At 36.2% G+C, this 25397-nt stretch carries 22 protein-coding genes; 10 read left to right on the forward strand and 12 right to left on the reverse strand.

All coding sequences use genetic code 11. The features are described 5' to 3' along the window. Positions 1–34: 34 nt before the first annotated feature. The 5 genes from BCF58_RS09850 to BCF58_RS09870 all read right to left on the reverse strand — a co-directional run bounded on the left by BCF58_RS09850 (position 35) and on the right by BCF58_RS09870 (position 4500). Positions 35–1198, reverse strand: coding sequence for an iron-containing alcohol dehydrogenase (locus BCF58_RS09850; RefSeq protein ID WP_121461619.1), 1164 nt, complete (start codon positions 1196–1198; stop codon positions 35–37). 121 nt (positions 1199–1319) lie between these two features. Continuing rightward, positions 1320–1904 (reverse strand): hypothetical protein, encoded by a 585-nt coding sequence (locus BCF58_RS09855; protein WP_121462032.1) that lies wholly within the window; start codon positions 1902–1904, stop codon positions 1320–1322. Positions 1905–1941: 37 nt separating this feature from the next. After that, entirely contained in the window at positions 1942–3234 is a 1293-nt protein-coding gene (locus BCF58_RS09860) for a hypothetical protein (RefSeq protein ID WP_121461620.1), read from the reverse strand. A 68-nt stretch (positions 3235–3302) separates the two neighbouring features. Beyond that, entirely contained in the window at positions 3303–3707 is a 405-nt protein-coding gene (locus BCF58_RS09865) for a putative periplasmic lipoprotein (RefSeq protein ID WP_121461621.1), read from the reverse strand. A 157-nt stretch (positions 3708–3864) separates the two neighbouring features. Next, complete coding sequence (locus BCF58_RS09870) at positions 3865–4500, reverse strand: hypothetical protein (RefSeq protein WP_147462053.1); 636 nt, start codon at positions 4498–4500, stop codon at positions 3865–3867. A 128-nt stretch (positions 4501–4628) separates the two neighbouring features. Between BCF58_RS09870 and BCF58_RS09875 the strand changes: the two genes are divergently transcribed. Next, a complete protein-coding gene (locus tag BCF58_RS09875) occupies positions 4629–7163 on the forward strand; it encodes a phosphoenolpyruvate carboxylase (RefSeq protein WP_121461623.1) in 2535 nt (844 codons plus the stop codon). A gap of 55 nt (positions 7164–7218) precedes the next feature. Here BCF58_RS09875 and BCF58_RS09880 read toward each other — a convergent pair whose 3' ends face one another. Next, complete coding sequence (locus BCF58_RS09880) at positions 7219–8823, reverse strand: S8/S53 family peptidase (RefSeq protein ID WP_121461624.1); 1605 nt, start codon at positions 8821–8823, stop codon at positions 7219–7221. 86 nt (positions 8824–8909) lie between these two features. On the opposite strand from BCF58_RS09880, the gene BCF58_RS09885 reads away from it, so the two are divergent. From BCF58_RS09885 to BCF58_RS09905, 5 genes are read left to right on the forward strand one after another with little or no spacing between them, the layout of a single operon-like run. Further along, the gene (locus BCF58_RS09885) at positions 8910–10034 is read left to right on the forward strand and encodes a DegT/DnrJ/EryC1/StrS family aminotransferase (RefSeq protein WP_121461625.1); all 1125 of its coding nucleotides are present in this window, start codon (positions 8910–8912) and stop codon (positions 10032–10034) included. A 3-nt stretch (positions 10035–10037) separates the two neighbouring features. Beyond that, entirely contained in the window at positions 10038–10493 is a 456-nt protein-coding gene (locus BCF58_RS09890) for a hypothetical protein (RefSeq protein ID WP_121461626.1), read from the forward strand. A 16-nt stretch (positions 10494–10509) separates the two neighbouring features. Then, positions 10510–11532, forward strand: coding sequence for a UDP-glucose 4-epimerase GalE (gene galE / locus BCF58_RS09895; RefSeq protein ID WP_121461627.1), 1023 nt, complete (start codon positions 10510–10512; stop codon positions 11530–11532). A 10-nt stretch (positions 11533–11542) separates the two neighbouring features. Further along, positions 11543–12307: a methyltransferase domain-containing protein gene (locus tag BCF58_RS09900; RefSeq protein WP_121461628.1), complete on the forward strand. Its 765-nt coding sequence runs from the start codon at positions 11543–11545 to the stop codon at positions 12305–12307. A gap of 12 nt (positions 12308–12319) precedes the next feature. Beyond that, positions 12320–12763, forward strand: a complete 444-nt coding sequence (locus tag BCF58_RS09905) for an adenylyltransferase/cytidyltransferase family protein (protein ID WP_121461629.1) — start codon at positions 12320–12322, stop codon at positions 12761–12763. Between the two features lie 35 nt (positions 12764–12798). Here the strand turns inward: BCF58_RS09905 and BCF58_RS09910 are convergent, their stop codons facing one another. The 5 genes from BCF58_RS09910 to pnuC form a co-directional block, all read right to left on the reverse strand. After that, positions 12799–15303 carry a TonB-dependent receptor domain-containing protein gene (locus BCF58_RS09910; RefSeq protein ID WP_121461630.1) on the reverse strand — a complete coding sequence of 835 codons (2505 nt, stop codon included), beginning with the start codon at positions 15301–15303 and terminating at the stop codon, positions 12799–12801. Between the two features lie 167 nt (positions 15304–15470). Next, a complete protein-coding gene (gene mltG / locus BCF58_RS09915) occupies positions 15471–16496 on the reverse strand; it encodes an endolytic transglycosylase MltG (RefSeq protein WP_121461631.1) in 1026 nt (341 codons plus the stop codon). A 31-nt stretch (positions 16497–16527) separates the two neighbouring features. Then, positions 16528–17295: a diaminopimelate epimerase gene (dapF, locus tag BCF58_RS09920; protein WP_121461632.1), complete on the reverse strand. Its 768-nt coding sequence runs from the start codon at positions 17293–17295 to the stop codon at positions 16528–16530. A gap of 90 nt (positions 17296–17385) precedes the next feature. Next, the gene (locus tag BCF58_RS09925) at positions 17386–18024 is read right to left on the reverse strand and encodes a hypothetical protein (protein WP_121461633.1); all 639 of its coding nucleotides are present in this window, start codon (positions 18022–18024) and stop codon (positions 17386–17388) included. Further along, positions 18021–18698 (reverse strand): nicotinamide riboside transporter PnuC, encoded by a 678-nt coding sequence (gene pnuC, locus BCF58_RS09930; RefSeq protein WP_121461634.1) that lies wholly within the window; start codon positions 18696–18698, stop codon positions 18021–18023. Before pnuC ends, BCF58_RS09925 begins: the two co-directional genes overlap by 4 nt. A 165-nt stretch (positions 18699–18863) precedes the next feature. On the opposite strand from pnuC, the gene BCF58_RS09935 reads away from it, so the two are divergent. From BCF58_RS09935 to BCF58_RS09950, 4 genes are all read left to right on the forward strand, one after another. Continuing rightward, positions 18864–20393, forward strand: coding sequence for an APC family permease (locus tag BCF58_RS09935; RefSeq protein WP_121461635.1), 1530 nt, complete (start codon positions 18864–18866; stop codon positions 20391–20393). A gap of 53 nt (positions 20394–20446) precedes the next feature. Next, a complete protein-coding gene (locus tag BCF58_RS09940; RefSeq protein WP_121461636.1) occupies positions 20447–21460 on the forward strand; it encodes a WD40/YVTN/BNR-like repeat-containing protein in 1014 nt (337 codons plus the stop codon). 169 nt (positions 21461–21629) lie between these two features. Further along, positions 21630–22988, forward strand: a complete 1359-nt coding sequence (gene hemN, locus BCF58_RS09945; RefSeq protein WP_121461637.1) for an oxygen-independent coproporphyrinogen III oxidase — start codon at positions 21630–21632, stop codon at positions 22986–22988. A 42-nt stretch (positions 22989–23030) separates the two neighbouring features. Continuing rightward, on the forward strand, positions 23031–23813 hold the full coding sequence (locus BCF58_RS09950) for a hypothetical protein (protein ID WP_121461638.1): 783 nt from the start codon (positions 23031–23033) through the stop codon (positions 23811–23813). A 134-nt stretch (positions 23814–23947) separates the two neighbouring features. Here the strand turns inward: BCF58_RS09950 and BCF58_RS09955 are convergent, their stop codons facing one another. Then, positions 23948–25312 carry a PQQ-dependent sugar dehydrogenase gene (locus BCF58_RS09955; RefSeq protein ID WP_121462033.1) on the reverse strand — a complete coding sequence of 455 codons (1365 nt, stop codon included), beginning with the start codon at positions 25310–25312 and terminating at the stop codon, positions 23948–23950. Between the last annotated feature and the right edge of the window lie 85 nt (positions 25313–25397).

The following is a 25397-nucleotide window of genomic DNA, read 5'->3' on the forward strand; positions in this document are numbered from 1 at the left end:
ATGATAATAGCTTCTGGCTTCCGGCCCAGGTTTTTTAATAACTCATTTCTACAATCTTGTAGGCATCCTGGGGAGTCAGTTTCCTGTATTCTCCCAGTCCGGCCCAGTTTCTGTCTGTAAAAGCTTTTTCCACTCTTTCCGCAGTTCCCTGATAGTTTTCTGTATATTCTGAAAGTTTTGTCTGAATGTGAAGGCTATGGAAGAATTCTTCCAGTTTTTTTATTCCTGCTTCTGCTTTTTCTTCCAGCGTTCCTTCTTTAATGTCCCAGACTCTTTCCGCATACTGGGCAAGTTTGCCTTTTTTAGTTTCAAAATTATATCTGTAATGAGAAGGAGCAATAATGGCCAATGTTCTGGCATGATCAATACCGTAATACGCCGTTAATTCATGTCCCATTGCGTGAACAGCCCAATCCGTGATCACCCCTTTCTGAATAAGTCCGTTCAGGGCCATTGTACAGCACCACATGAAATTTCCCGCAGCTTCATAATCAAATTCATCCGCCATTACTTTAGGGGCGGTTTCCTGCAGGCTGATCAGGATGCTTTCTGCAATTCTTTCCTGTAAATCTGCGGAAGAAGGAGCGGTCATATACTGTTCCAATACATGAGTATAGGCATCTGTGATTCCATTGGCAATCTGGTTTTTCGGGATGGAACGTACCACTTCCGGATCCAATACTGAAAATTGAGGAAAAAGCCCGGGACCACCTGAAGATAGCTTTTCATTGGTTTCTCTTCTGGAGATCACATAGCCGGAATTCATTTCAGAACCGGTTGCCGGTAATGTTAGAATACTCCCGAAAGGCATTCCTTCTCCTTCAAATGTTCTTACGGAGTTTCTCAGGATTTCCCAGGGCTCACCGCTATAGTTGGCGGCTGCGGAAAGGAATTTTGTTCCGTCAATAACAGAACCTCCTCCAACAGCTAAAAGGAATGTGATATTTTTTTCTTTGATGAAATCTAAGGCGTTCATCAAAACCTCATACTCCGGATTGGCAGGAACTCCACCGAATTCATACACTTCATGGTCTTTTAAAGCTTCTTTCACCTGATCATAAACACCATTGTTTTTGATGCTTCCGCCTCCATAGATCATTAATATTTTGGCATGTTGAGGGATTTCCTTTGAAATCTTAGCGATTTCTCCTTTTCCGAAAAGTATTTTGGTTGGGTTCTTAAACTCGAAATTAAGCATTGTTCTAAATTTTGTAGATCAAATGTAGTAAATGCGGAAGAAAATTTAAGTTAAAGAAGTTTTAAAATTACTATGAATGCGTTTTAATAAAACTATCGGGTAGAATTGAAATTTTTAAAAACTATTTCTGGTAAATCCCTTTACTTTTGCTTTCCAGTTTCCCTGTCTTTCTGTTGACTTTTACTAAGAAGGATTCTTTAGTACCCGTATTTCCTTTAGGCTTGGAGAGATACATTACAACATGTCGGTCTTCAATGGTATAAGCGCTGCTCAATGGGTTGGTGGTGTCTACCTGGTAACCATACGTATTGGCAATTAAAATGGCTTCCGGGAGATTGTCTACAGTTCCTATGAAATCCCTTAATTGTTTTTCAGTGGAGAAATATCTGGACTGGCTCTTTTCACAGGCAATAAGATACGAAAAACAGTCTTCTCCCAAGCATTTTTGAAAGAAACCTTTCTCGGGAGCCGGATCATTAATGGTCATATATTTCGGCATCTGACTTTCATAAATTAGGGCTTTATCAGGATCGGGATTATTGCGGAAGACAGACCAGTACTCGTATTTTTTATCGGGGACGATGAAAGGGTAGAGCAGATCAGTGTTGTCTAGGATTTCCGGGATTTTTTTGAAATCCTCGGGAACGTTGTTCTGGGAAAAAAGAAATTCCGAAACAAATAATAAAACCACAAAAACAATTTTCATAATATGAATGTCTTTACAAATGTAAGAAAATTGGAGTTTAATCAATTTCATATGGATTTCCGACCTTCCCTTTTAATTTATCTATAAAGGATATTTCAATCTCCTCTTTCTGAAAAATATTAAAGTTAGTGAGAACATTATTCGCCATCCATCTGATCTTCCAATGATTGTCCTTGAGCATTTTTACAATTTTTTGTACCATATGATCATTCTTTTGAATATTTTCAAAATCCATCCATGAATCCATATACCATAATGCTTTTAACCTGATCCTGTCATAGGTATTATTAAGTTCGTTATAAAGATAGGTGGTTACTTTTGGGAAATAAGAGTCACAAATAATTTCATCCATAACGTGATATATTTCCTGGTCCTTACTTATTTTAGCTTTTTCGAACAACCTTATAAATTCACTGGCAAGAAAATCACCCCAAATGTCAGAGTTTTCAGATAAGGCAAAATAAATAGTATTTAAATTACTTTCTTTAAAGTCTACAATGGTTTCACAATATTTTGCAAGGTCCTGAGGGTATTTTTCAGCAAGAGAATTGATCTTTTTAATCTCATTATCAAGTTCTTTTTCGCTTAAGGAAAGTAAAGCATCAATATTGATAATGCTTTCAAATACTGATCTGGTTTCTTTTTCTGAAGAATTATCAATAGTTTGATTAAAGCGTTCCCGATAAATTTTCAGGTACTGTTCTAAAGTATAATCTGCTATGTCAAGATCATCAATCTTTAACTCTATTCCTTTCGATTGATGAAAGAGTGAAAGATACTTCACTTCAGTCTTATATCTGGAGCCATCGGTTCTTTCTTCTCGTGTAATTACTTTTTCATTTCTGATCTCATTCCAATTCATTAAAGAGTTTCCATGTAAAGCAATACCTCTATTACTTATAAAAAGACCTGCTTTGTTCGATGATATCTGAATGATCTTCTTTATGATTTTCCAGGCATATCCAACGATGAGTGCTCCTGCGATAAGAAGGATAAAATAATCTTGTCTGCTGAATTTTTTATACTCAAATCCAGTTAAGTTTAAAAAATAAAAACCTAAAATAATGAAAATAGAGCAGCCTAATATACTAATGCAATTATCTAATTTAGAAAATCCTACTGAAATTTCATTTGGTATTTTTGTTTTCTCAACCAGCGTTTTTTTGTTTTTATGATATAAATGTTCCTGATATGCAGAAACTCCGCAAATGAATGAAGAAATAAAGAAAATTACTGAAAAAAGAAGCTCCTGTTTTACGAAAAAAAGTCCAATGGCTAAAGCAATAATTGCAGAAACTGAAAAGAATATAGTCCCGAATTTTTGTTTCATTTGTGTTTATTGAATGAGATATGAATATATAAATTATATAGTTTTTGAAGGTCGGACAAAGTCAAAATTTATTCCAATATAATTTTATAATATCCGTTTTCGTCTTTTACATCAATGCCTATGCCTGTAAACGTTAACTTATTGATTTGATAGCCTTCACAGCCGGAATCAAATTCCGACGACTGGATTGAAAAATCAAAAGCTTTAATATTAGAAGAGAAAGTATAATTTTTTGTACCATTATAAGCACCCACATTTTCTAAAATAATCATATTGTCAGTGGTTTTAGTCAGTTGTATAGTACCTTGATTTTCCTCCTGAATTGAATACGAGGAAAGAGTTCCATTGGCAATAAGATTTTCGCCATTAGCATCCACGAACTTAAAAACTATCGTCTGAGGCGCATTATAACAATCATCCCCACAGGCTGTGAAAATAAAAGCTATTAAAAGGAATATGAATATTTTTTTCATGGGATTAATTTTTCTGTAAACTCTAAACTTATGTATTGAATTAAAAACCAAATTTTAATTCTTCTCCATTATTACTATCGATAATTTTGATAATAATGCAATTAAATTTACCCACCTAAAGATATAAATTTATACAGTTTGGATTTATAGGATGAACTTATTTTATATTGTTGTAGCGTTGTCTATATATTTTTAAATACTGAGATAAGTTGTAATTGGTAATATTAAGATTATCAATCCCTATTTCTATTTTTTCATTGTTATGGTAAAAATAAAGGTAATTAACTTCTTGTCTATACTGGTGTCGGGAATCTATATTTTTAAAATATTTTGTGATTATTTTCTCCTGTTCAATTTCGCTCCATTTTATTCTTGGATTTTTATTTAATCGAATTCCCTCGTTACTAATGGAAATTATAACATCAGATATTTTTCTAATGTCTTTAATGACCATTATACAAGAAAAAGTAATAAACGCTAATGCGAATATAGTTCCGAAAATATTATCAAAATTCTTTTTGTAATATAGAAGACTCAACATAAAAATTCCAATGATAATAAGAATAAAATAGATTAATATATTAATGATTTTCCATGCAACAGAGTATTTGATTTGAGTTTCTTCTGGAACAGTATGTTCGTTAATAGGAATTTCTAAAGTTTTATGCGATAGATATTCTTTACAAATAAATATGATAATAGCTATGGCGGCCACAAAAAAGATTATGGAAAATAGAGCTGAAATTTTAAAAAAATAAAAACCAGTGAACAAAGTTATAATTTCTAGAATCATATAAAAAACAATTCCAAATTTTAGTCTCATTTGTATCTCATTAAAGTAGTTCACGAAGATATAAATAATTGATATAATTTTTGATTTCAACAGCTCCGTATTTGGCCCAAATCCCCTACATTTGTTATATGATACACGACCAACGCGCAGAAAAATTCAGACAGATTGTAGAGAATAAATACCAGATTTATAATTCATTATTCATGAGCCTGCCTTATGATAAAATGACGAATATCGGGATGTTGCTTCCGTTTTTGTATGAAGAAAGTAAAAATGGCTATGAAGCAGGGAAAACACCGGAAGAGATTGTAGAAGAATTCTTTAAAAACCATACGGATTTACAGACGGAAGAGCAAAAACTGGAGCTGCTTTTCAAGATCATTCAATATATCGAGAGACAGGTGGTTCTGTTCGACAGCATCGAAGATGCAGCCTTTCCTAGTCTCCATTCGGAAAGTGATAGCGGAACAGTAATCAATTTATATGAACGGTCACTTCAGGAACATAAGCTTGAAAAAGTACGCGAAAAACTGAAAGATTTTACGGTGAAAGTGGTTTTCACAGCACACCCGACACAGTTTTATCCAAGTTCTGTGCAAAGAATCATTCATGATCTGAGAAGTGCCATAACCACAGACTCGGTAACGAATATTGATATGCTGTTGCAGCAGTTGGGAAAAACACCATTCGTAAATAAAGAAAAACCAACCCCGATCGATGAAGCGCTGAGCATTATTTCCTATCTGAGATATGTGTATTATGATACGATAGGGGAACTGTTTACCAAAATCAAGAAAACATTTGGAAACGGACACTTCCATTTGCATGAAGATATTATCCAGCTTGGTTTCTGGCCCGGTGGGGACAGGGATGGAAATCCTTTTGTAACAGCAGATGTTACCAAAAGAGTAGCGGAAGAACTTCGTTCGGCAATTCTGAAATCCTACTACAGCCATTTGAAATTCATCAGAAGAAGATTGAGCTTCAGGGGAGTTTCGGAAGTGTTGAACCAGCTGAGTGATGAGTTATATGCTGCGATATTCAATAATCAGAAAATCACAGCAGAAGATATTCTGAAAAGGGCTGATGAAGCAGAAGATATTCTTGTCAGCCAGCATAATTCGTTATTCCTTGATCTGTTGGTCAATTTTAAAGACCGGGTGAAAATTTTCGGGACTCATTTTGCAACGCTGGATATCCGCCAGGATAGCAGGATTCATCAGAAAGTAATTGATGAGGTTTTTGCGAAAGCATACGGAAATACAGAAGTTTCCCATGAAGAAAAGTTTAATAAATTAATTGAAATTTCAGATAAAGTAAACCCTGATGATTTCGAAGATATTATACAGGATACACTGAAAACGGTTGCCCAGGTAAACGAAATTCAAAATCTGAACGGGATAAGAGGAATGAACCGTTATATCATTTCCAATTCCGATGCCGTAAAAGATGTTATGAATGTGTATGCATTCTTCAAAGTCTGCGGATATCGGGATGAAGATATTAAAGTAGATATTGTTCCGCTTTTTGAAACCATGGAGGGGCTTGATAACGCTGAAAATGTAATGAGCGAGCTGTATCAGAACCCTGTTTATAAAAAGCATCTTGAAAGAAGAGGGAACCAGCAGACCATCATGCTTGGCTTTTCGGATGGAACCAAAGACGGAGGGTATTTAAAAGCCAACTGGGAAATCTATAAAGCCAAAGAAGTACTGACGAAGCTTTCTGAGATGAATGGAATCAAAGTGGTTTTCTTTGACGGTAGAGGAGGACCACCAGCAAGAGGTGGTGGTAAAACCCACGATTTCTATGCTTCCCAGGGAAAAACGATCGCCAATAACAAGATTGAACTAACGATTCAGGGACAAACGATTACCAGCATTTTCGGGAATAAGGAACAGGCGAAATACAATTTTGAACAGCTTCTGACCGCCGGAGTTGAAAATGATGTGTTCAAAAATGCTAAAAAGGAATTAACGGATACGCAAAGAAAACTGATTATTGAACTCGGAGAGATCAGTTATAAAAAATATTCAGATCTGAAAGCTCATCCGATGTTTGTGCCTTATCTTCAGGAGATGAGTACCCTGGAATACTATGGAAAAACCAATATCGGAAGCCGTCCTTCCAAGCGTGGAAACGGAAATGAGCTGAAATTTGAAGATTTAAGAGCCATTCCGTTTGTAGGATCATGGTCACAGCTGAAACAGAATGTCCCGGGATTCTTCGGATTCGGTTTTGCGATGAACGAAATGAAAAAACAGGGAAGATTTGAAGAAGTGAAAGAGCTCTACAAAGGTTCGGATTTCTTTAAAACATTAGTTCTGAATTCGATGATGAGCATGAACAAATCCTATTTCCCATTGACTTATTATATTAAAAATAATCCCAAGTTTGGAGAGTTCTGGAGCGTTCTTTTTGATGAATATAATCTATCAAAAGAGCTTATGCTGGAATTGACAGGCTTTACCTTGCTTCAGGAAGAAGATCCGCTCTCCAGGAAATCGGTGAAAATTCGTGAGAAAATTGTATTACCTTTATTAAGTATTCAGCAATATGCTTTAATGAAAATCCAGAAAGGAGAAGGAAATAAGGAAGCCTATGAAAAGCTGGTAACACGTTCTTTGTTTGGGAATATTAATGCAAGTAGAAATTCAGCATAAATTTTAATAGTTGCAATTCAAATAAAAAGCCTCTCTAACCGAGAGGCTTTCTATTTTATTCTTTTATAAATTTTTCATAATAGACTTTATCCTTCGTCTGAATTTTCAGATAATAGGTTCCTTTCGGGAAGTCTTCTGCTGTGATGGATTTTTGATCAGTTGCTTTTCTGATCAACCTGCCTAAATTATCATAAATCTCTAAGCTCAAAACATCACTTTCAGAAGCAATATTTAAAATGCTTTTCACAGGATTAGGGAAAATGGCAATCTTATTTTTTTTCACCAGTTCCGAAGTATTCAGAACAGAAGTATATAAACTTCCGAAGTTCAGAATTCCATACCCCATCTGTGTGGTATAGCTGGGAAATAAGGATGCTGTTTGTCTTAATTTATTTCTCATCAGATCCCTGTTCATGGTAGGGAATGCCTGAATTAAACAGGCTACACCTCCGGCTGCAATAGGTGTTGCAATAGAAGTTCCGTTGACTGTCGTTACAGAATTATTATTGACGGTTGATGTTGCAGTCCCTCTTGCACTTCCATCGGGTTTTACAGCACCTGCCGAATTAGGTCCATATGACGAAAACCCGGAAGCACTGCCCGCAGAATCCACAGAACCGATCGTGAAAACTTTAACATTGTCAGCCGGAGTTCCCAGATAATGCCACGTTTGTTGCCCTGAATTTCCGGCAGCCACAAGAACAAAAATTCCTTTATTAACAGCAATTTCCGCACCTCGCGCTATGAATGAAGTGGTACCGTTCATTTGGGCATAGGTGTAATTGTATTTCGGATCATCAAAAGTGGTGTATCCCAATGAAGTAGTGATCATATCCACCCCTTTTCTGTCTGCCTCTTCTGCTGCCTCAATCCAGTACAATTCTTCTTCCGGAATTTCTACTGCCGTATTTTCACTTCGATAAAGGTAAAAACTGGCATCCGGAGCGGAGCCCACAAAAGAATCCTGGATATACCCGCCAATGGCGCCCAGGACAACCGTTCCGTGGGCATTCAGAGAGGTATTGTAGATATCTGTGCCTTTTGAAACAAAATCATAGCCGCCTTTGATCAGATTATTCGTCCACAATCTTGAAAAAGCGGAACCGGTATTAACGGTAGGAAATCCCGTATCGATAACCGCAATGGTAGTTCCTGTTCCCGTATATCCGGCAAGATGTAACTGTCTGAGATTGATCTGGTCAATCTGGGCAGCTCCGGAACCATAATCAAATGTTGTTAAAATCTTTTGAGTATCCGCTGTGCCTTCCCATTTATTATGTTGCATGGTCTTCGTTCCGCCGGAAGAATTTTTAGCAAAGCTTTCGACAGATTGTACATAGGGTTGAGCCTGTAATGTTATTATTTGAGCAGGTGTTGCATTTACGGCAGCACCATTCAGCCATTTGGAATAATCAGTTACCGTGAAGCCCAGGTTTTGCAGATTTTGAATGTAAGACTGTTCAATGGGAGCATCCTGGTCATTGAGGGGGATTCCCAATGTTGTTCGTCTGTCAAGAGATTTTTGGGATAGTTCAGATAAAGGATTGGCATAAAATGCCGCTTTATTAGGCTTATCTGTAAAATACACAAAAACCAGTTCCGTCTGTCCGAAAGCGATGGAATAACCGGTTAAAAGACAAAAGAATAAAATTTTTTTCATAAAGTTATTTTGTATAAAGATAAAACAAAATCAATAAAATTTTTGACAGGATATTAAATTCCTTATTTTTACAGAAATAATTATTTATGAAAAAGATTCAGATGGTTGACTTACAAAGTCAGTATTACAAATTAAAGAATGAAGTAGATAATGCAGTTTTAAATGTAATGGATTCGGCGGCTTTTATCAATGGCCCTGAAGTAAAGTCTTTCCAGAATGAATTGGAGTCTTATTTAGAAGTAAAGCATGTAATTCCTTGTGCTAACGGAACAGATGCGTTGCAAATTGCTTTAATGGCTTTAGACCTGAAAGAAGGGGATGAGATAATTACGGCAGATTTTACTTTTGCTGCTACTGTGGAAGTAATTCATTTGCTTAAACTTAAATCTGTTTTGGTAGATGTTGATTATGATACATTCACAATTTCTACAGAGGAAATTAAAAAAGCAATAACTCCTAAAACAAAAGCAATTATCCCGGTACATTTGTTCGGGCAATGTGCGAATATGGAAGAAATCCTGAAAATTGCCAAAGAACACAATTTATATGTAGTGGAAGATAGTGCACAGGCCATCGGATCAGAATATACATTCTCTGATGGAACTGTAAAAGTTTCCGGAACTATGGGAACTGTAGGAACAACTTCATTTTTCCCTTCTAAGAACTTAGGCTGCTACGGAGACGGTGGAGCGATCTTTACCAATGATGATGCTTTAGCTCATAGACTGAGAGGTATTGTGAACCACGGGATGTATGAAAGATATTATCATGATGAGGTAGGGGTGAACTCAAGATTAGACAGTATTCAGGCTGCTGTTTTAAGAAAAAAGCTTCCTCATTTGGATACCTATAACGAAGCGAGAAGAAAAGCAGCAGACTATTATGACGAAGCATTTGCCAATCACCCGAATATTCTGACGCCTAAAAGAGCGGAGAATTCCACGCACGTATTTCACCAGTATACCTTAAGGATCCTGAACGGTCAGCGTAATGAACTACAGAAATTCTTAACGGAAAAAGAGATTCCTGCGATGATCTATTATCCTGTTGCGTTAAGAAAGCAAAAAGCTTACTATCAGGAAAGCAACGATGCCGATTTTGTGAATACGGATAAGTTATTGGATCAGGTAATTTCTCTTCCGATGCATACAGAATTGGATGAAGAGCAGTTGAAGTATATTACGGAGGCTGTATTGGAGTTTATGGGGTAAAAAATGAGAAAAGATTTTTTCTTAAAGGGTAAAAAATATAAATTCTTTTTAGGATTTCATCTTTTTATTCTAGGACTTTATTCAGTATTTATGATTATTGTCCTTAAATCTTATAGCTCTTCATCAGATTTTAAATTGTATGAAGGGAATATTTCTGAAACTATTTTTAAGTATTCCTTTTATATTATTATAAATTTAATTTTATCTTTAATACTTTATTTTAAGATAAAATATGCAAAAGTCATTCTCAATTTATTTGCAGGGGTGATTCTTGTATTAGTTTTCTATGCAGTATATACTTTGAGTCTAAGTTATATTAATAACTTCTATTATAATTTTGTAATTAGCTTTAATATTTTAATTATGGGTTTTATACTTTTTTATCTTAGTTATTTAAATACGAATAATAAAGAAGTTAAAAATCATGAAATAGAAGACATAGGAAAACACAAAGAATAAAAAATATTTATTAAAAATGGCAATACTTGTCACAGGAGGATTGGGATATATTGGTTCCCATACAGTTGTAGAACTTCTTAATAATGGTTTTGAGGTTGTTATTGTTGATGATTTATCCCATTCGGAAAAATTTATCTTAAAAAATATTGAGGAGATTACAGGTAAAAAGCCTGTTTTTTATCCTTTCGATTTAAAAAGAAAAGAACTTCTTACACAGGTTTTTGATGCTCATCCCATTGATGGATGTATCAATTTTGCAGCTTATAAAGCCGTAGGAGAGAGTCAGGAGAGACCTGTGGATTACTACGAGAATAACTTATTTTCTCTGATTAATATCCTTCAGGAATTTAAGACGAGAAATATTTCCAATTTCATTTTCAGCTCATCCTGTACAGTGTACGGACAGGCGGATAAGATGCCGATTGATGAGGATACTCCTTTAAAGATGCCTGAAAGCGTATATGGAAAAACCAAACAAATGGGAGAAGAAATCCTGAAGGACTTTGCTAAAGCCCACAAAAGGAAAATTTCTTTATTGCGTTATTTCAATCCTATCGGGGCTCACCCTTCCGCAAAAATAGGAGAATTACCAATCGGAGTTCCCAATAACCTGGTTCCCTACGTTATGCAGACTGCAGCCGGAGTACGTGAAAAGCTGAATATTTGGGGGAATGACTATGATACGGAAGACGGAACACCGATAAGAGATTATATTTACGTTGTAGATGTAGCCAAAGCTCATGTAGCAGCTTTACAAAAACTGATGAATGATCCATCGGAAGAGGGCGTAATCGATATTTACAACCTTGGAACAGGAAAGGGTTCATCCGTTTTGGAAGTAGTGAAAGCTTTTGAAGCAGCTAATAACGTAGAAATACCTTATCAGATATGCAACAGAAGGGAAGGTGATATTACCATTGCCTATGCTAATGTAGATAAGGCTCAAAAAGAGCTTAACTGGAAATCCGAAACCTCTCTGGAGGAATCCTTAAGAACGGTTTGGGAATGGCAGAAATATCTCAACTCCAGAAACTTTTAAAACAAAACAGATGGCCTGGAATCCCGAAGTATATGATCAGTTTAAAAATGAACGTTCTGCGCCATTTTTTGATCTTTTGAATCTTGTTGAGAAAAGACCTGATTTATCTGTGATTGATTTAGGCTGTGGAACGGGCGAGCTGACCTCCAGATTATTAGATTATCTGGAAAACTCCAAGGTGCAGGGAATCGATTTTTCCGCTGAAATGCTTGAAAAAGCAAAACATTTCGAAACCAGCAGGCTTATTTTCGTAAAAAGAAGCATTGAAGATCAGTTGAATCTGAATGATACTTTTGATCTTATTATTTCTAATGCAGCCATCCAATGGTGTAATGAGCATAAGGAACTCTTTCCAAGAATCATCAGCAAAATAAAAAAAGGAGGACAACTGGCTGTTCAGATACCGTCCAATCATGAATTTATTGTTCATAGATTATTGGGTGAAGTTGCGGATAAGGAGCCGTATAAGGAAGTATATGCTTCGTGGAAAAGAGCATATACCGTATTAAAGATAGAAGACTATGCCGGAATATTGTTCAACAATAAAGGAAGGGAAATTACCGTTTTTGAAAAGGTATTTCCTCACGTCCTTGAGAATGCCGAAGCAGTGTACAACTGGGCATCAGGGACTGCGATGATTCCTTATGTTGAAAAGCTTCCGGAAGATCTGAAAGAACAATTTAAAAACGATTATAAAAAAGAACTGCAGGGAATTTTTCCTGTATCGCCGGTGTTTTATCCGTTTAAAAGGACATTTATCTCGGCGAAATTTTAAAAAGAAACTCATATGAAAACAGAAAGAATAGGTATTACATTTTCCTCATTTGATTTGCTGCATGCCGGCCACATTAAAATGCTGGAAGAAGCTAAAACCGTTTGCGACTATCTGATTGTAGGGTTACAGATTGATCCCTCACATGATCGCCCGAATAAGAACAAGCCCACGCAAACTATTGTGGAAAGGTACATCCAGTTAAAGGCTGTGAGTGCCGTTGACGAGATTATTCCTTATTATACGGAGCAGGACCTGGAAGATATCCTGAAATCTTTCGTGATTGATGTAAGAATCATCGGGGACGATTATATGGACAGGGATTTTACCGGGAAAAAATACTGCGAAGAAAAAGGAATCGAAATCTATTACAACAAAAGAGATCATCGGTTTTCCTCCAGTGATTTAAGGAAAAGAATTTATGAAGCAGAAAAAAATAAAGTAGAAGTATTAAAATAAAAAAATCCCGAAATGTTTCGGGATTTTTTATGGTATTACATTGGGCCTTGCTGGTCATCTCCGCTTTCATTCGCATTGATGTCCTTTTTCTTTTTAGGCTGGTCTATCTTTTCTCCTTGCTTGAATCTGTACGTTAAAGACAAGGCAAACTGTCTCGGTTGCCATTGCATATAAGATTCTCTGCTGAATTCCGATGTATTGGTAACGCTTCTCATCGCACGGGTATTAAAGATATCCTGGATGTTGAAACTGATCGTTCCGTTACCCTTCCAGATTGTTTTTGATGCCCCGAAATTGATTGTATACATATCCTGTCTGTTCTGATTTTCTGTCTTCTGTCCTCCTCTGTAGAAACCTTGAATCTGGAAACTGAAAGTCTTATCTATTTTGAATGTGGAAGTAAGTCTTGCTCTTGAAGAGAATCCGGAACCTTCAAAAGACATAGGCTCATTTAATATTTCAGGATCATAGTAGATTCCTTTTGTATTGTACCCGAATAAATCCACGTTTCCTAAGAATTTCAACCATTTTGTAGCGTCCCAGCTAAAATTAAGGTCTAGTCCAAAACGGTCATCTGTTCCTAAGTTGATGGGTTTAGTATAAAATATGCCATCGGCAGAATATACCAGCATTTTTACATCATCGGTAGAATGTCTGAAATATAGAGTAGGGTTGATGGTGAACTTGCTTTTCGAAATGCTGTATCCTACTTCATAAGAGTCCACATAAGAAGGATTAAGGTCAATGTTTCCAAGGAAAATATTCTGGTTATCCGAATAGCTTGGATTAGGGATCAGGAAGAAAGATCTCGGACGGTCTATTCTTCTTGAATAGTTCACCAAGAACTGGTTATCTTTTGCAATCTCATAGCTTAAGAAAACACTTGGAAATAAATTATTATAGTTCTTGGTTTTATTGATATTGGATTGTGGGTTCAGATTCAGATAATCAATGTCAATTTTTGAATTTTCATTTCTTAATCCCAATTGATAACCTACATTTCCTATTTTACTCTTAAACTGCACATACGCTGCATTGAACATTTCTTTATAGTTTGCATCGTAGGTGAAGTCAGCAAGATAGTCGAAATTCGCTGTAGGCGAAGTTCTTTCCAATACATCATTGTTATAGGTGTTTTTATTGATGTCTAATCTGTACCCGGCTTCTATCCTTGATTTTTCACCGATAGGAAGCTCATAATCTGCTTTGGCTACAACCGTATTGTTTTTAGTTGTCTGATCAATAACGTTTTGAAGAGCAAAAATATCATCATTAGTCTGCGTAACGTCAGTATCATTATAAGATCTGTTTCTCTGCAGGCTTAATGACAATGATAAATTCTGCCCCTTGTCATCAAACTTATGATCAAGTCCGAAGTCTCCCTGGAAAGCAAGGTTGTTGTTTGAACCGTCGTTTAATCGTTGGGTTAAAGAACGTGTTCCGTTCAGGAAGCGGTAATCGTAGATTACATTTCCAATATTATCACTATCGAATGTTCTTACAGTCCCGGAAGCATTCACTGAAGTTTTATCGGAAATATCATATACCAAACCTGCCGAAGCATTATAATTGTCATTTTTATTTTCACTGATGGATTCCTGGTTCATCTGGGTTCTGTCCAACGGAGATACCGCATTGAAATATGTTGCATTATTTCTGTTGGTATTTTTAGACTCTCTGTAGCCACCACCACCATTCAGGAACCATGTAAGATTCCCTTTTCTCCAGCTTAAATTGGTGTTCAGTGAAGTTTGAGGCAAATATCCTACAGTTCCGGTTACACTCCCGTTAAATCCTGTTTTCTTATTCTTTTTAAGGATGATATTCAGGATACCCGCTGTTCCGCTTGCTTCAAATTTGGAAGAAGGATTGGTAATCACTTCAATTCTTTCGATCTGATCAGCCGGAATACTTTGTAATGCATTAGCACCATCATCAATTCCCAATAAGGCAGAAGGCTTTCCGTTGATCAAAAATCTTACATTGGAGCTCCCTCGCATGGACACCGTACCATCCGTATCCACAGAAACCGAAGGTACATTCGCCAACACATCCTGAAGATTTCCTCCTTTGCTTACAATATCCTGTGACGGATCATAGGTTTTTTTATCTAATTCTACTTTATAAGCTTTTGTATTGGCAGCGGTAATCACAACCCCTTGGATATCCTGGGTTTTCAAATCGTTACCTGCAGCCTCAGGGACTATGGAAAGAGCACCGATACTTCCGGCTGCCGTAATTTGTTTATTGATTACACTTTTTTTGTAATCCACCGCCTCTACTGTAATATCGTAATTTCCAGGAGCGAGATCCAGTTTATACTGTCCTCTTTCATCTGTAAGGGTAGCATCACTCAATGCTTTATTCGCTTTATTGCTGAAGGTTACAGAGGCATAGGGAACAGCCTGATTGCTCTTGTTAACGATATTTCCCGTAATGCCTACTTTTTCCTGGGCAAATGCCAAAGCTGCTGCCGAAAGAACAAAAGTAAGCCCTAAGGTTTTTTTCGTGAAAATGTTGATAATTTCCGTCTGGTTCATAAGGTATTGTTTGGGTAAATCGTAAAAAAATGTTTCTTTAAATTATTAAATCATTAAAGAGATGAAGTTTAAAATATTACGATTTATTTATTATTTATAAAAGGATATGTCGTTTTTGGATACTAAATGTTAATTATTATTTTGTTAAAATAAAGTTAATTTTTTTCTTATTTTATATTTTTAGAGTTCAGCCAGTCCTGATATGCCTTTGCATTAATGGCATGTTGCTCTGCACTGGCCGTAAATTTGTGATACCCGAATCTTGCGGGATCTGCACACATAAAAATATAATTGTTGTTTTCCGCATTCAAAACAGCATCTACAGAGTTTTTATCTACCACACAGATCGGTCCGGGAGGAATCCCTACATTGGCATACGTATTATAAGGAGAAGGGGTAGAAAGATGTTTATATAACACTCTTTTAATGGATTCTTTAAAGTTGGTTTGCTTGTTCATTGCATAAATTACCGTTGGGTCAGACTGCAGTTTCATTCCTTTTCTGTAACGGTTTAAATATAATCCGGCAATCGTTTTCATCTCATCTTCTTTTCCTCCCGATTCTTTATATACAATAGATGCTAACGCATAGATCTGGTTTCTGGTCAATCCTGATTGCTGTTCTTTAGCTTTTCTTTCGCTGTTCCAGAAGCTGTTATACTGGTCTTCAAATTTTTTAAAAAATTCCTTAGGAGTTACTGTCCAGAAAAAGTTATAGGTATCGATAAAAAAATACTTTTTTAAATCTTCAGCGTTATTATATCCTTTTTCAGCAGCGATGGCATTAAAATCATTTACAAAACGTAACGAATCCAATTCTGTTTTTTTAGTCACTTTTCCTACCATCTGATAGATGTCACCAAAATCACCGATTCGGAAAGTATTCTCCGTCTGGTTTCCCGCTTTGATCATATTCACGAGATTCGTATTTCCCGTTCCTCTTTGGATACGATAACGACCTGCTTTGAAATATTTGTCAAGATCTTTATCCTTTGCTACAGCTTCAAAAGATTCCTTATTCTGAATATAAGGACCAATAGAATCTAAGAGCTGCTTGAAACTTGCGTTATGAGGAATCAAAACATATCCCTCTTTTTCCACATTGTTCCCGTAATATTTATTATAAAATCTAAAACCAAAAAATCCTGCCACTAAAAAAACGAGCAGAATGATAATGAGAATAGCTTTTTTCATTATAGATAAGTGTTGTTTAAAAGTTTTTTGTTTAAATAAGGTCTACTTTACCTTTAAATACCTGTTTTGCAGGACCTTCAAGCCAAATGTTCTGGAAAGAATCTCCATTTTTTTCAGCATATACCTTCAGGTCGCCGCCAAGTGTTTTAACTTTTACAGAGATTAGATTGTTTTTTTGCAGAAAAGTTAAAGCTGATGCCGTAACTCCTGTCCCGCAGCTGTATGTTTCGTCCTCAACGCCTCGTTCATAGGTTCTTACAAAAATTTCATCATCATTAATTTTTTCAACAAAATTCACATTGATTCCTTTTTCGTGATAATTTTCGGAGTTTCTGATCTCATTTCCTTTGGCAAAAACGTTGTAGTTCACCAAATCCTCAACATATTTTACATAGTGTGGAGATCCCGTATTCATTACAGTATCATTTCCATCTTGAGAAATCGTATCCACATCAATCATTTTTAGCTTAATGATCCCATTATGGATTTCTGCTTCGTGTTCACCGTCAATCGCAATGAATTTGCATTTATCTTCGAAGATGTCAAGGAAAAAAGCAAAAGCCACAAGGCATCTTCCACCGTTTCCGCACATCGTACTTTCTCCGCCATCTGAATTATAATACACCATTTTGAAATCATAGTTCTCGTCATTTTCCAGAAGAATAAGTCCATCCGCTCCGATGCCGAAGCGTCTATCACAAAGTTTTTCTATGATATTTTTATCTTTCGGGAATTGAAGATCTCGATTATCAACCATTACAAAGTCGTTCCCGGTACCCTGATATTTATAAAATTCCATAATTCGTTGTCTAAAAATGAACTTGCAAAATTACATATAAAAACGAAAAAACGAACAGTGTTAGCTGTTCGTTTCCTTAATTTAGAATGATTATCTTCTGAATCCGCTTCCTGATCGTGAGGAATTGTCCTGCTGATTGTTCTGCGAATTATTCCTGAAGCCGCTAACGGAGTTATTGGAGGAATTATTACTGTTGTTATTGTTTCTGAAACCGCCGCTGTTCTCCTGTCTCTGGTTGTTGTTTTGTTGTTGCTGTTGCTGTCGGTTTCTATATCCGCTTCCCTGATTGTCTTGGTTTCTGTTGGAATTAGAATTTCTGAAGCCGCCGCTATTGTTTCTGTTATTATAACGGTTACTATTGTTATAGTTACTGTTATTATAATTACCATTATTGGTAGGGGTATTTCGCAAGCCGTTGGAAGGTCTTTGCGAAGTTGTGTTACGCCTTTCTACATATACCTTTCTTCTATCATTTCCGCTACCGTAATAATAGTAAGGAATGCCATTATCATAATAATAATTGATGTCATTTCGGTAATAATAACCGTCATTTCCATAATATCCTCCGCTTCCGTAATATCCGTAAGGAGCATAATAATATCCATTGTTATAATAAGGATCTCCATATCCGTAAGATGGACCGCTTGCGTAGCCGTCAGTATAGGCCATACAAGATGATAAACTAGCTATAGTAAAAACGCTGAATGCTATTTTTAATAAATTTTTCATGACTTTTCTGTACTTTTTTCTTTAAAACTTTTTTTCCAATTAAGGTATCCGAGGATAGCCATTACTGTAAATACCAAATATTGAACCGAAGTGATTCCGAGACCCTTAAAAATCATCATAGGGATACAAATTAGATCTCCAATAATCCAGAAAATCCAGTTCTCAATGCGGCGTTTGGCCATAAACCACATACCCACTAAAAATATGGAAGTTGTAACCACATCCAGCCAATTGGCCCAATCCAGATGATCCAGTCCTAAGCTGGTACCTGCCATTGAAAAGTGATTGTCGATATAGGGTTTATAATAATAAATAACGGTAACTAAAAATAAACTTATAATAAATAACAGTGTTCCTAATAACCAATCTTTTCGAGTAGCCCAGGTTACATCCACATGAATATGATCTTCAGAATTTTTTGCCCATAGAATCCATCCGTAAATACTCATCACCGTGTAATAAACATTGATCATGCAATCCCCCAGTAAGCCAAAATTGAAAAGAATGTATACATAGATCAGCGTGGAGATAATTCCGGTAGGGTATACCCAAATGTTTTTTTTGATGGAGAAATAGACGCTCAGAATTCCGAAAACAGTTCCTGAAGCTTCCAGAAGAATTTGTAAACCAGTGTAGCTCTCATACGGTTTTACAAAAAGATCATATACATTCATGTGATCAAAAGTAAATAAAAATTTACATACCCGGAAATACTTCGAATAGGGTGGAAATCAGATTTTTAAGTTTTTTTATTTAAATTAATTCATGAAATTTTGTCAATAAATGTTAAGATTTCTAAATTTTTTATATTTTCGTAAATCTTTAATAAATAATAAAATATGTCAAAAATTTGGGTTAAGAAACCAATGAGCGCCTATGAAGCTGATATCAAAAAAAGCCAGTTGAAACGCGTTTTAGGAAAATGGAGCCTTACAGCTATCGGAATCGGGGCCATCATCGGAGGAGGAATTTTCGTGCTTACCGGAACCGGAGCTTACTATAATGCAGGACCTGCATTGGCTCTTTCTTTTGTAATTGCGGGAATTGCCTGTGTATTTGCTGCTTTATGCTATGCTGAGTTTGCATCCATATTACCTGTGGAAGGTTCAGCTTATGCATATGCGTATGGAACAGTGGGAGAGATTTTCGCATGGATAATAGGTTGGGGATTGATTCTGGAATATGCGATGGGATCTATGACGGTCGCCGTATCCTGGTCGGGATATTTTAGTAAATTACTTAAAATGTTCGGACTCCATCTGCCAACATGGCTTACTACAGACCCGCAGACATATTGGGCAGCAGGAAATGAAGGTTTTTCAATGAATCTACCTGCATTTTTGATTGTATTATTTGTAATTTCTATTTTATTAAGAGGAACTAAAGGAGCTGCAAAAGCCAATAATTTTATTGTTTTGCTTAAAGTTTCGGCAATTATCTTCGTAATTATTGCAGGTGCTTTCTTCATAAACACTGAAAACTGGGTGCCATTTATCCCGGAAGCTACTACCATTACAGAGAATGGAGTTTCCCATTCGGCATATGGCGTAGCCGGGGTTGTAGCGGGAGCTTCTGCTATTTTCTTCGCTTATGTAGGATTTGATGCGGTTTCTACGCAGGCCGGAGAAGCGATTAATCCTAAAAAAGATGTTCCGTTTGCGATTATTGCATCATTAATTATCTGTACACTTCTATACATTCTTGTTTCACTTGTTTTAACGGGGATGATGCATTATACAGATTTCAATCCGCTTGGTAAATATCCGGATGCCATTAAAGCTCCTGTAGCGTATGCATTTGATATTGCGGGTCAGGCTTGGGCAGGATATATTATCACGATTGCTGCTACAGTTGGGTTAATTTCTGTATTAATGGTAATGATCATGGGACAGTCAAGAATTTTCTTAGGAATGTCTAAAGACGGTCTTATCCCTTCCACTTTTGCAAAAGTAAACCCTGAAACAGGAGTGCCTACTAAAAACCTTATCATTTTAGGAATTGTAATTTCTATCGTAGCTTCGTTAACTCCAATTAATGACCTTGCACACATGACAAGTTTCGGAACATTGTTCGCGTTTACAATGGTTTGTGTGGCTGTTTGGGTATTGAGAGTAAAAGAACCAAACCTGCAGAGAAACTTTAAAGTTCCTGCTTTACCGGTAATCGCTTGTTTAGGTATCACTATCAATGTTTACTTGATCATCAACTTAAGTAAGGAAGCTCAAATGTATTCATTGGCTTGGTTAGCAATTGGTTTTGTTATTTATTTCCTTTACAGTAAAAAACACTCTAAACTTCAGAACGGAGGATATGGAGAAACTTTTAAAGCTGAACAGGAGCCTCTGGAAAAGCCAGATTTAGATCTATAAAAAATATAACTTAAAATCCACAGAATTCTGTGGATTTTTTATTTTTGTCTATTATGAAAAAGATTTTCTCCCTATTATTTTCAGTGTTGGGAATATTGATATTTTCCCAAGAGATAGAAAGTTTCACTACGATTTTCAATGATAAAATCAGTATAAGAGCTTTAGAAATCTATGACCATAAAGTCTGGTACAGCGGAACGAATGCTAAATTCGGTTTTGTTGATTTAAAAAATCCTCAGAATCAGAAACAGATTCAATTATCTGAAAAAAAACTTCAGTTCAGAACTCTGGGACAGGATAAAACTTCCTTTTATGCAATCAATATTGAAAGCCCGGCTTATTTCTTTAAAATCAATAAAAAAGACTTGAAGTATCAGATTGTATTTACAGATACGGTAAAAACTGCATTTTATGATGCCTTGCATTTTGTTGATGACCATCGGGCATATACTTTCAGTGATCCGGATAAAGACAGTCATCTGAAGCTAGCTGTTTATAAAAAAGGACAATGGGGCTTACTTAAAAATGATTTAAAACTCAATGAAGGGGAAGCTGCTTTTGCCGCAAGCAACACCAATATAGCATCTGCTAAAAATTATTTATGGATTGCTACAGGAGGCAAAGCTTCAAGAATTTTAAGATTGAATTTAAAAAATGAGAAACTTGAAGTTTTTAGTACTCCTTTTATCCAGGGAGAATCTTCTCAGGGTATGTATTCCATCGATTTTCACGATGATAATTTTGGAATTGCCGTAGGTGGAGATTATACGAAGCAAGCTGATAACATCAATAATATCGCTACTACCAATGATGGTGGCAAAACCTGGACGGTACAAGCTTCCGGACAGAATGCAGGATATACAACATGTGTGAGAATTAAACCCAATTCTAAAGGAGAAGAAATGATAACAGTGGGAGACCAACACATTAGCTATTCTTCAGATTACGGGAAAACCTGGAAGAAACTGTCTGATGAAAAAGGATTTTTTGTTTGTGAGTGGATAAATAAAAATACGGTTGTTTTTGCCGGGAAAGATAAGATTTCAGTAATGAAATTAAAATTTTAAATAGTCAAGATAGAACATATCTCTGTACATTTTGCCCCATTGTTGTTTCTCAGATTTAATTTTGAGTAAAGCTTTGCAGAAGAAGTATTTAGACTGATTATAAATTTCGGAAATAAACCCTAATATAATTCATGATTTGTAATTCATAAGTTATGATTAATTTTGCAGTATGAATTCTTTAATTGATAAATATAATATTCCCGGACCGCGTTACACATCGTATCCTACCGTTCCTTATTGGGACGAAAGCACATTTTCCCCTGAAAAGTGGAAAGAAAGTGTGATAAGATCTTTCCATGAAAGTAACTCCGGAGAAGGAATTTCCATTTATATTCACCTTCCTTTTTGTGAGGCATTATGTACGTTTTGTGCATGTCATAAACGTATTACCAAGCAGCATAGTGTAGAAATACCTTATCTGGAAAGTGTTTTAAAAGAATGGAAGCTTTATCTTGAACTTTTCGAGGAAAAGCCAAAACTGAAAGAACTTCATTTAGGAGGCGGAACTCCCACATTTTTCTCCCCGGAAAATCTAAGGGCATTACTGGAAGGGATTTTTGCAACTGTTGAGATTGCAGATCATCATGAATTTTCTTTTGAAGGACACCCTAACAATACTACCAAAGAACATCTTCAGACATTATTTGATCTGGGTTTCAGAAGAGTAAGCTTCGGAGTACAGGATTATGATCCTAAGGTTCAGAAAGCCATCAATAGGATTCAGTCTTTTGATAAAGTAAGAGAAGTAACGGAATGGTCCAGAGAGATCGGGTACAAAAGTATCAGCCATGATCTGGTATTCGGACTTCCTCATCAGCATTGGGATGCAATGGAATATACTATTCATAAGACATTGGAATTAAAACCGGACAGGTTAGCTTTTTATTCTTATGCGCATGTCCCATGGATAAAAGGAGTGGGCCAGAGAGGGTTTGACGAGAATGATTTGCCAAGCGGAGAAGAAAAACGCCGTTTGTATGAGGACGGTAAAAAACTGTTACAGGATTTAGGATATATTGAAGTAGGTATGGATCATTTTTCTTTTGAGCATGATGACCTTTACCAATCACTGATTCAGAAAAAGCTTCACAGGAATTTTATGGGCTATACTTCAAGCAAAACCCAATTAATGATAGGTCTTGGAATGTCTTCCATCTCAGATTCATGGTATGCTTTTGCCCAAAATGTAAAAACGGTGGAAGAGTACCAGAAAATGGTGGAAGAAGGACATATTCCTGTTGTAAAAGGACATATACTGAATGATGAAGATTTGCTGATGAGAAGACATATTTTGAATCTGATGTGCCAGCTTGAAACCACTTTTGATCCCCAAAATTCTTTGCCGGAGCTGGAAAATGCTTTCGAAATGCTGAAGGAAATGGAGAATGATGAGCTGGTTGAAATTCATGGCAATACAATTAAGATCACGGAAAAGGGGAGAGCGTTTACAAGAAATGTGGCGATGGTTTTCGATTTTAGAATGATGAGGAATAAGCCTGAAACAAGGATTTTCTCAATGACGGTATAAAACTGTTAAAATTTTCATAAATTTGTTGGAAACTAAGGTACTATGAAAAATTATACAAAAATTGTATGGGTTCTGCTCCTATTTTGTTTCCAACAATCATATTCACAAGGCTTACAGGAATCACTGGATTGGATCAACTCTAAACGACTGGAAGGGTTTGATTATTTTAGCGGATCTGTACCTGTAAATGCTGAGAATAAGCTGCAAGTCACTCCTGAAAAAATAAGGATAGAAACAGGTACTGCAGAAGGGTATACATGGTTTGGCTGGAATACTATCAACGATTTAAGAATCAATGATGAAGAAGCCGGTAAATATGTTTTATATATTGTATCCAATTATATTCATGAAGGATTGCCTTTATATATTGGAATCCACTTCAAAACAAAAGATTTAAGAGATCGATTTTCAAAGGCCGTAGAACATGTGGCCAAATTACAGGGAGGACCTAGTTTAGTTTATGATAGCTACGAATCCTCTAAAAGTGCTGCCGTTGCATGGTTAAAATCCAGGGGAATAGATGTTTTTGAAGGGGATAATAAACTAAGGATAGAGATTACTGAAAATCAGATAAAGAAATATTATTTAAAATCTACGGATATTATAGAGATCAGCTGGAAAGATGTGAAGGAGATCAAATCCGAGATTTACGAGAAGAATAAAAAATATACAAGCATTCAGGTTGTGGGGCCCACGGATGAAAAGGGGAATATAAAAATGATTAAATATTATGTATTCCAGAATATTGCAGACAAATATGTGAGTGCCCTTAAATCATTGGCTGTTAAAAGCGGAGCCAATCTTGTAAAAGACGACCTGTTTTAAGAAGTTGACTTTAATTATAGATTATAAGGATATTTAAAATAGCGATTCAATTGAATCGCTATTTTATTTTTGGAGTTTTCGGGGTTGCTTTGCAACCCCGAAAACTCCAAAAAACTAATCATGTAACAAAAAAGCTACTTAATGATCAGTTTCTGACTGTAGGATTTCAAATCTCCGGATTTAACAATAATATAATACATTCCGGCAGGAACCCACGAGATATTTAAACTGTTATCTTCGTTTACTTTTGCATTTTCCATTACCATTCTTCCGTCTGTACCAACAAGATCAACGGATGTTTGTTTATTTGTGAAACCATCGATGAAAATTGTTTCGGAAGCAGGATTCGGATAAATTCTTATTGGATTAAACTCAGTCTCTGAGATTGCTAAAGACGAGTTCGTTTTTACTTTGAAGATTTTTCCGCTATTCACTGCAGCCACGTACAGTTCTTTCTGATTATCTTCTCCGAAAGTTGAAAAGTTGTTTCCTGTAAATGCGGGAGTCCATGTAATAGAATTATCAGAATTCAGTATTCCGATCTGGGTAGAGCAGTAATCGGCAAAAATATACTTTCCTTGCAATGCGGGATAAAGAGTTCCCCTGTATACATAACCTCCGGTTATGGAGCATTTTCCACCGGAATGGTCATAAACGGCCACCGGAAAAGTCATAGTCGTTGCACTTGGGCATCCTGCAGTATTGTAAGGATCATTCCCTTCATAGCAGCGCCATCCGTAATTGATTCCCGCTTGTGTCAAAGGCATTCTGTTAATTTCTTCAATAGCGTTCTGTCCTACGTCGGCAATCATTACATTCCCGGTAGTAAGGTCAAATGAATATTTCCAGGCATTTCTGAGTCCATACGCCCATACTTCATCGGCGCCATCAACACCTATAAAAGGATTGCCTGCAGGGATATTATAAGCGGCTGTTGAATTCACGTCAATCCTCAGCATTTTTCCTAATAAAGAATTTTTGTTCTGAGCATTGTTATTAGGATCTCCGCCACTTCCCCCGTCTCCGGTAATAATCCACAAATTGCCATCTGGAGCAAAGCGAATGCTTCCTCCGTTATGATTGGAAAAAGGTTTTGGGATGTTCAATAAAATTTTTTCAGAATTGGGATCTGCTACATTCGGATTGGTAGAACTCACGGAATATCTGGCTACAATAATGTTTCCGGCCGTATTGTTATAATACACAAAAAAATAACCATTGGTAGCATATTGAGGATGGAAAGCTAATCCTAAAAGCCCTCGTTCCCCACCATAAACAATTTTAGTGCTTATATTCAGGAAATTAGTAGCATTAATGGTTCCGTTAGGCTGGATAATTTTGATGATTCCATCCTGCTGTACGACAAACAGACGGCTGTCGTTGGCGTTTGTAATTTCAACGGGACTGGTAAGCCCACTCGCAAAATCTTCCAAAATAATACTTTGAGAATTAAGGATTAAGGAAGAAAAAATACTTGCGGTAAAAAGTAGTTTTTTCATAATATTTTGATAATTAGGGTGTTGTTTGATGAATGAAAATTTCATACCAACTTTTATTTGAAAAAATGATAAAAATATAGAGTGA

The organism is Chryseobacterium defluvii (assembly GCF_003634775.1).
In the GTDB taxonomy this organism is placed as follows: domain Bacteria; phylum Bacteroidota; class Bacteroidia; order Flavobacteriales; family Weeksellaceae; genus Chryseobacterium; species Chryseobacterium defluvii.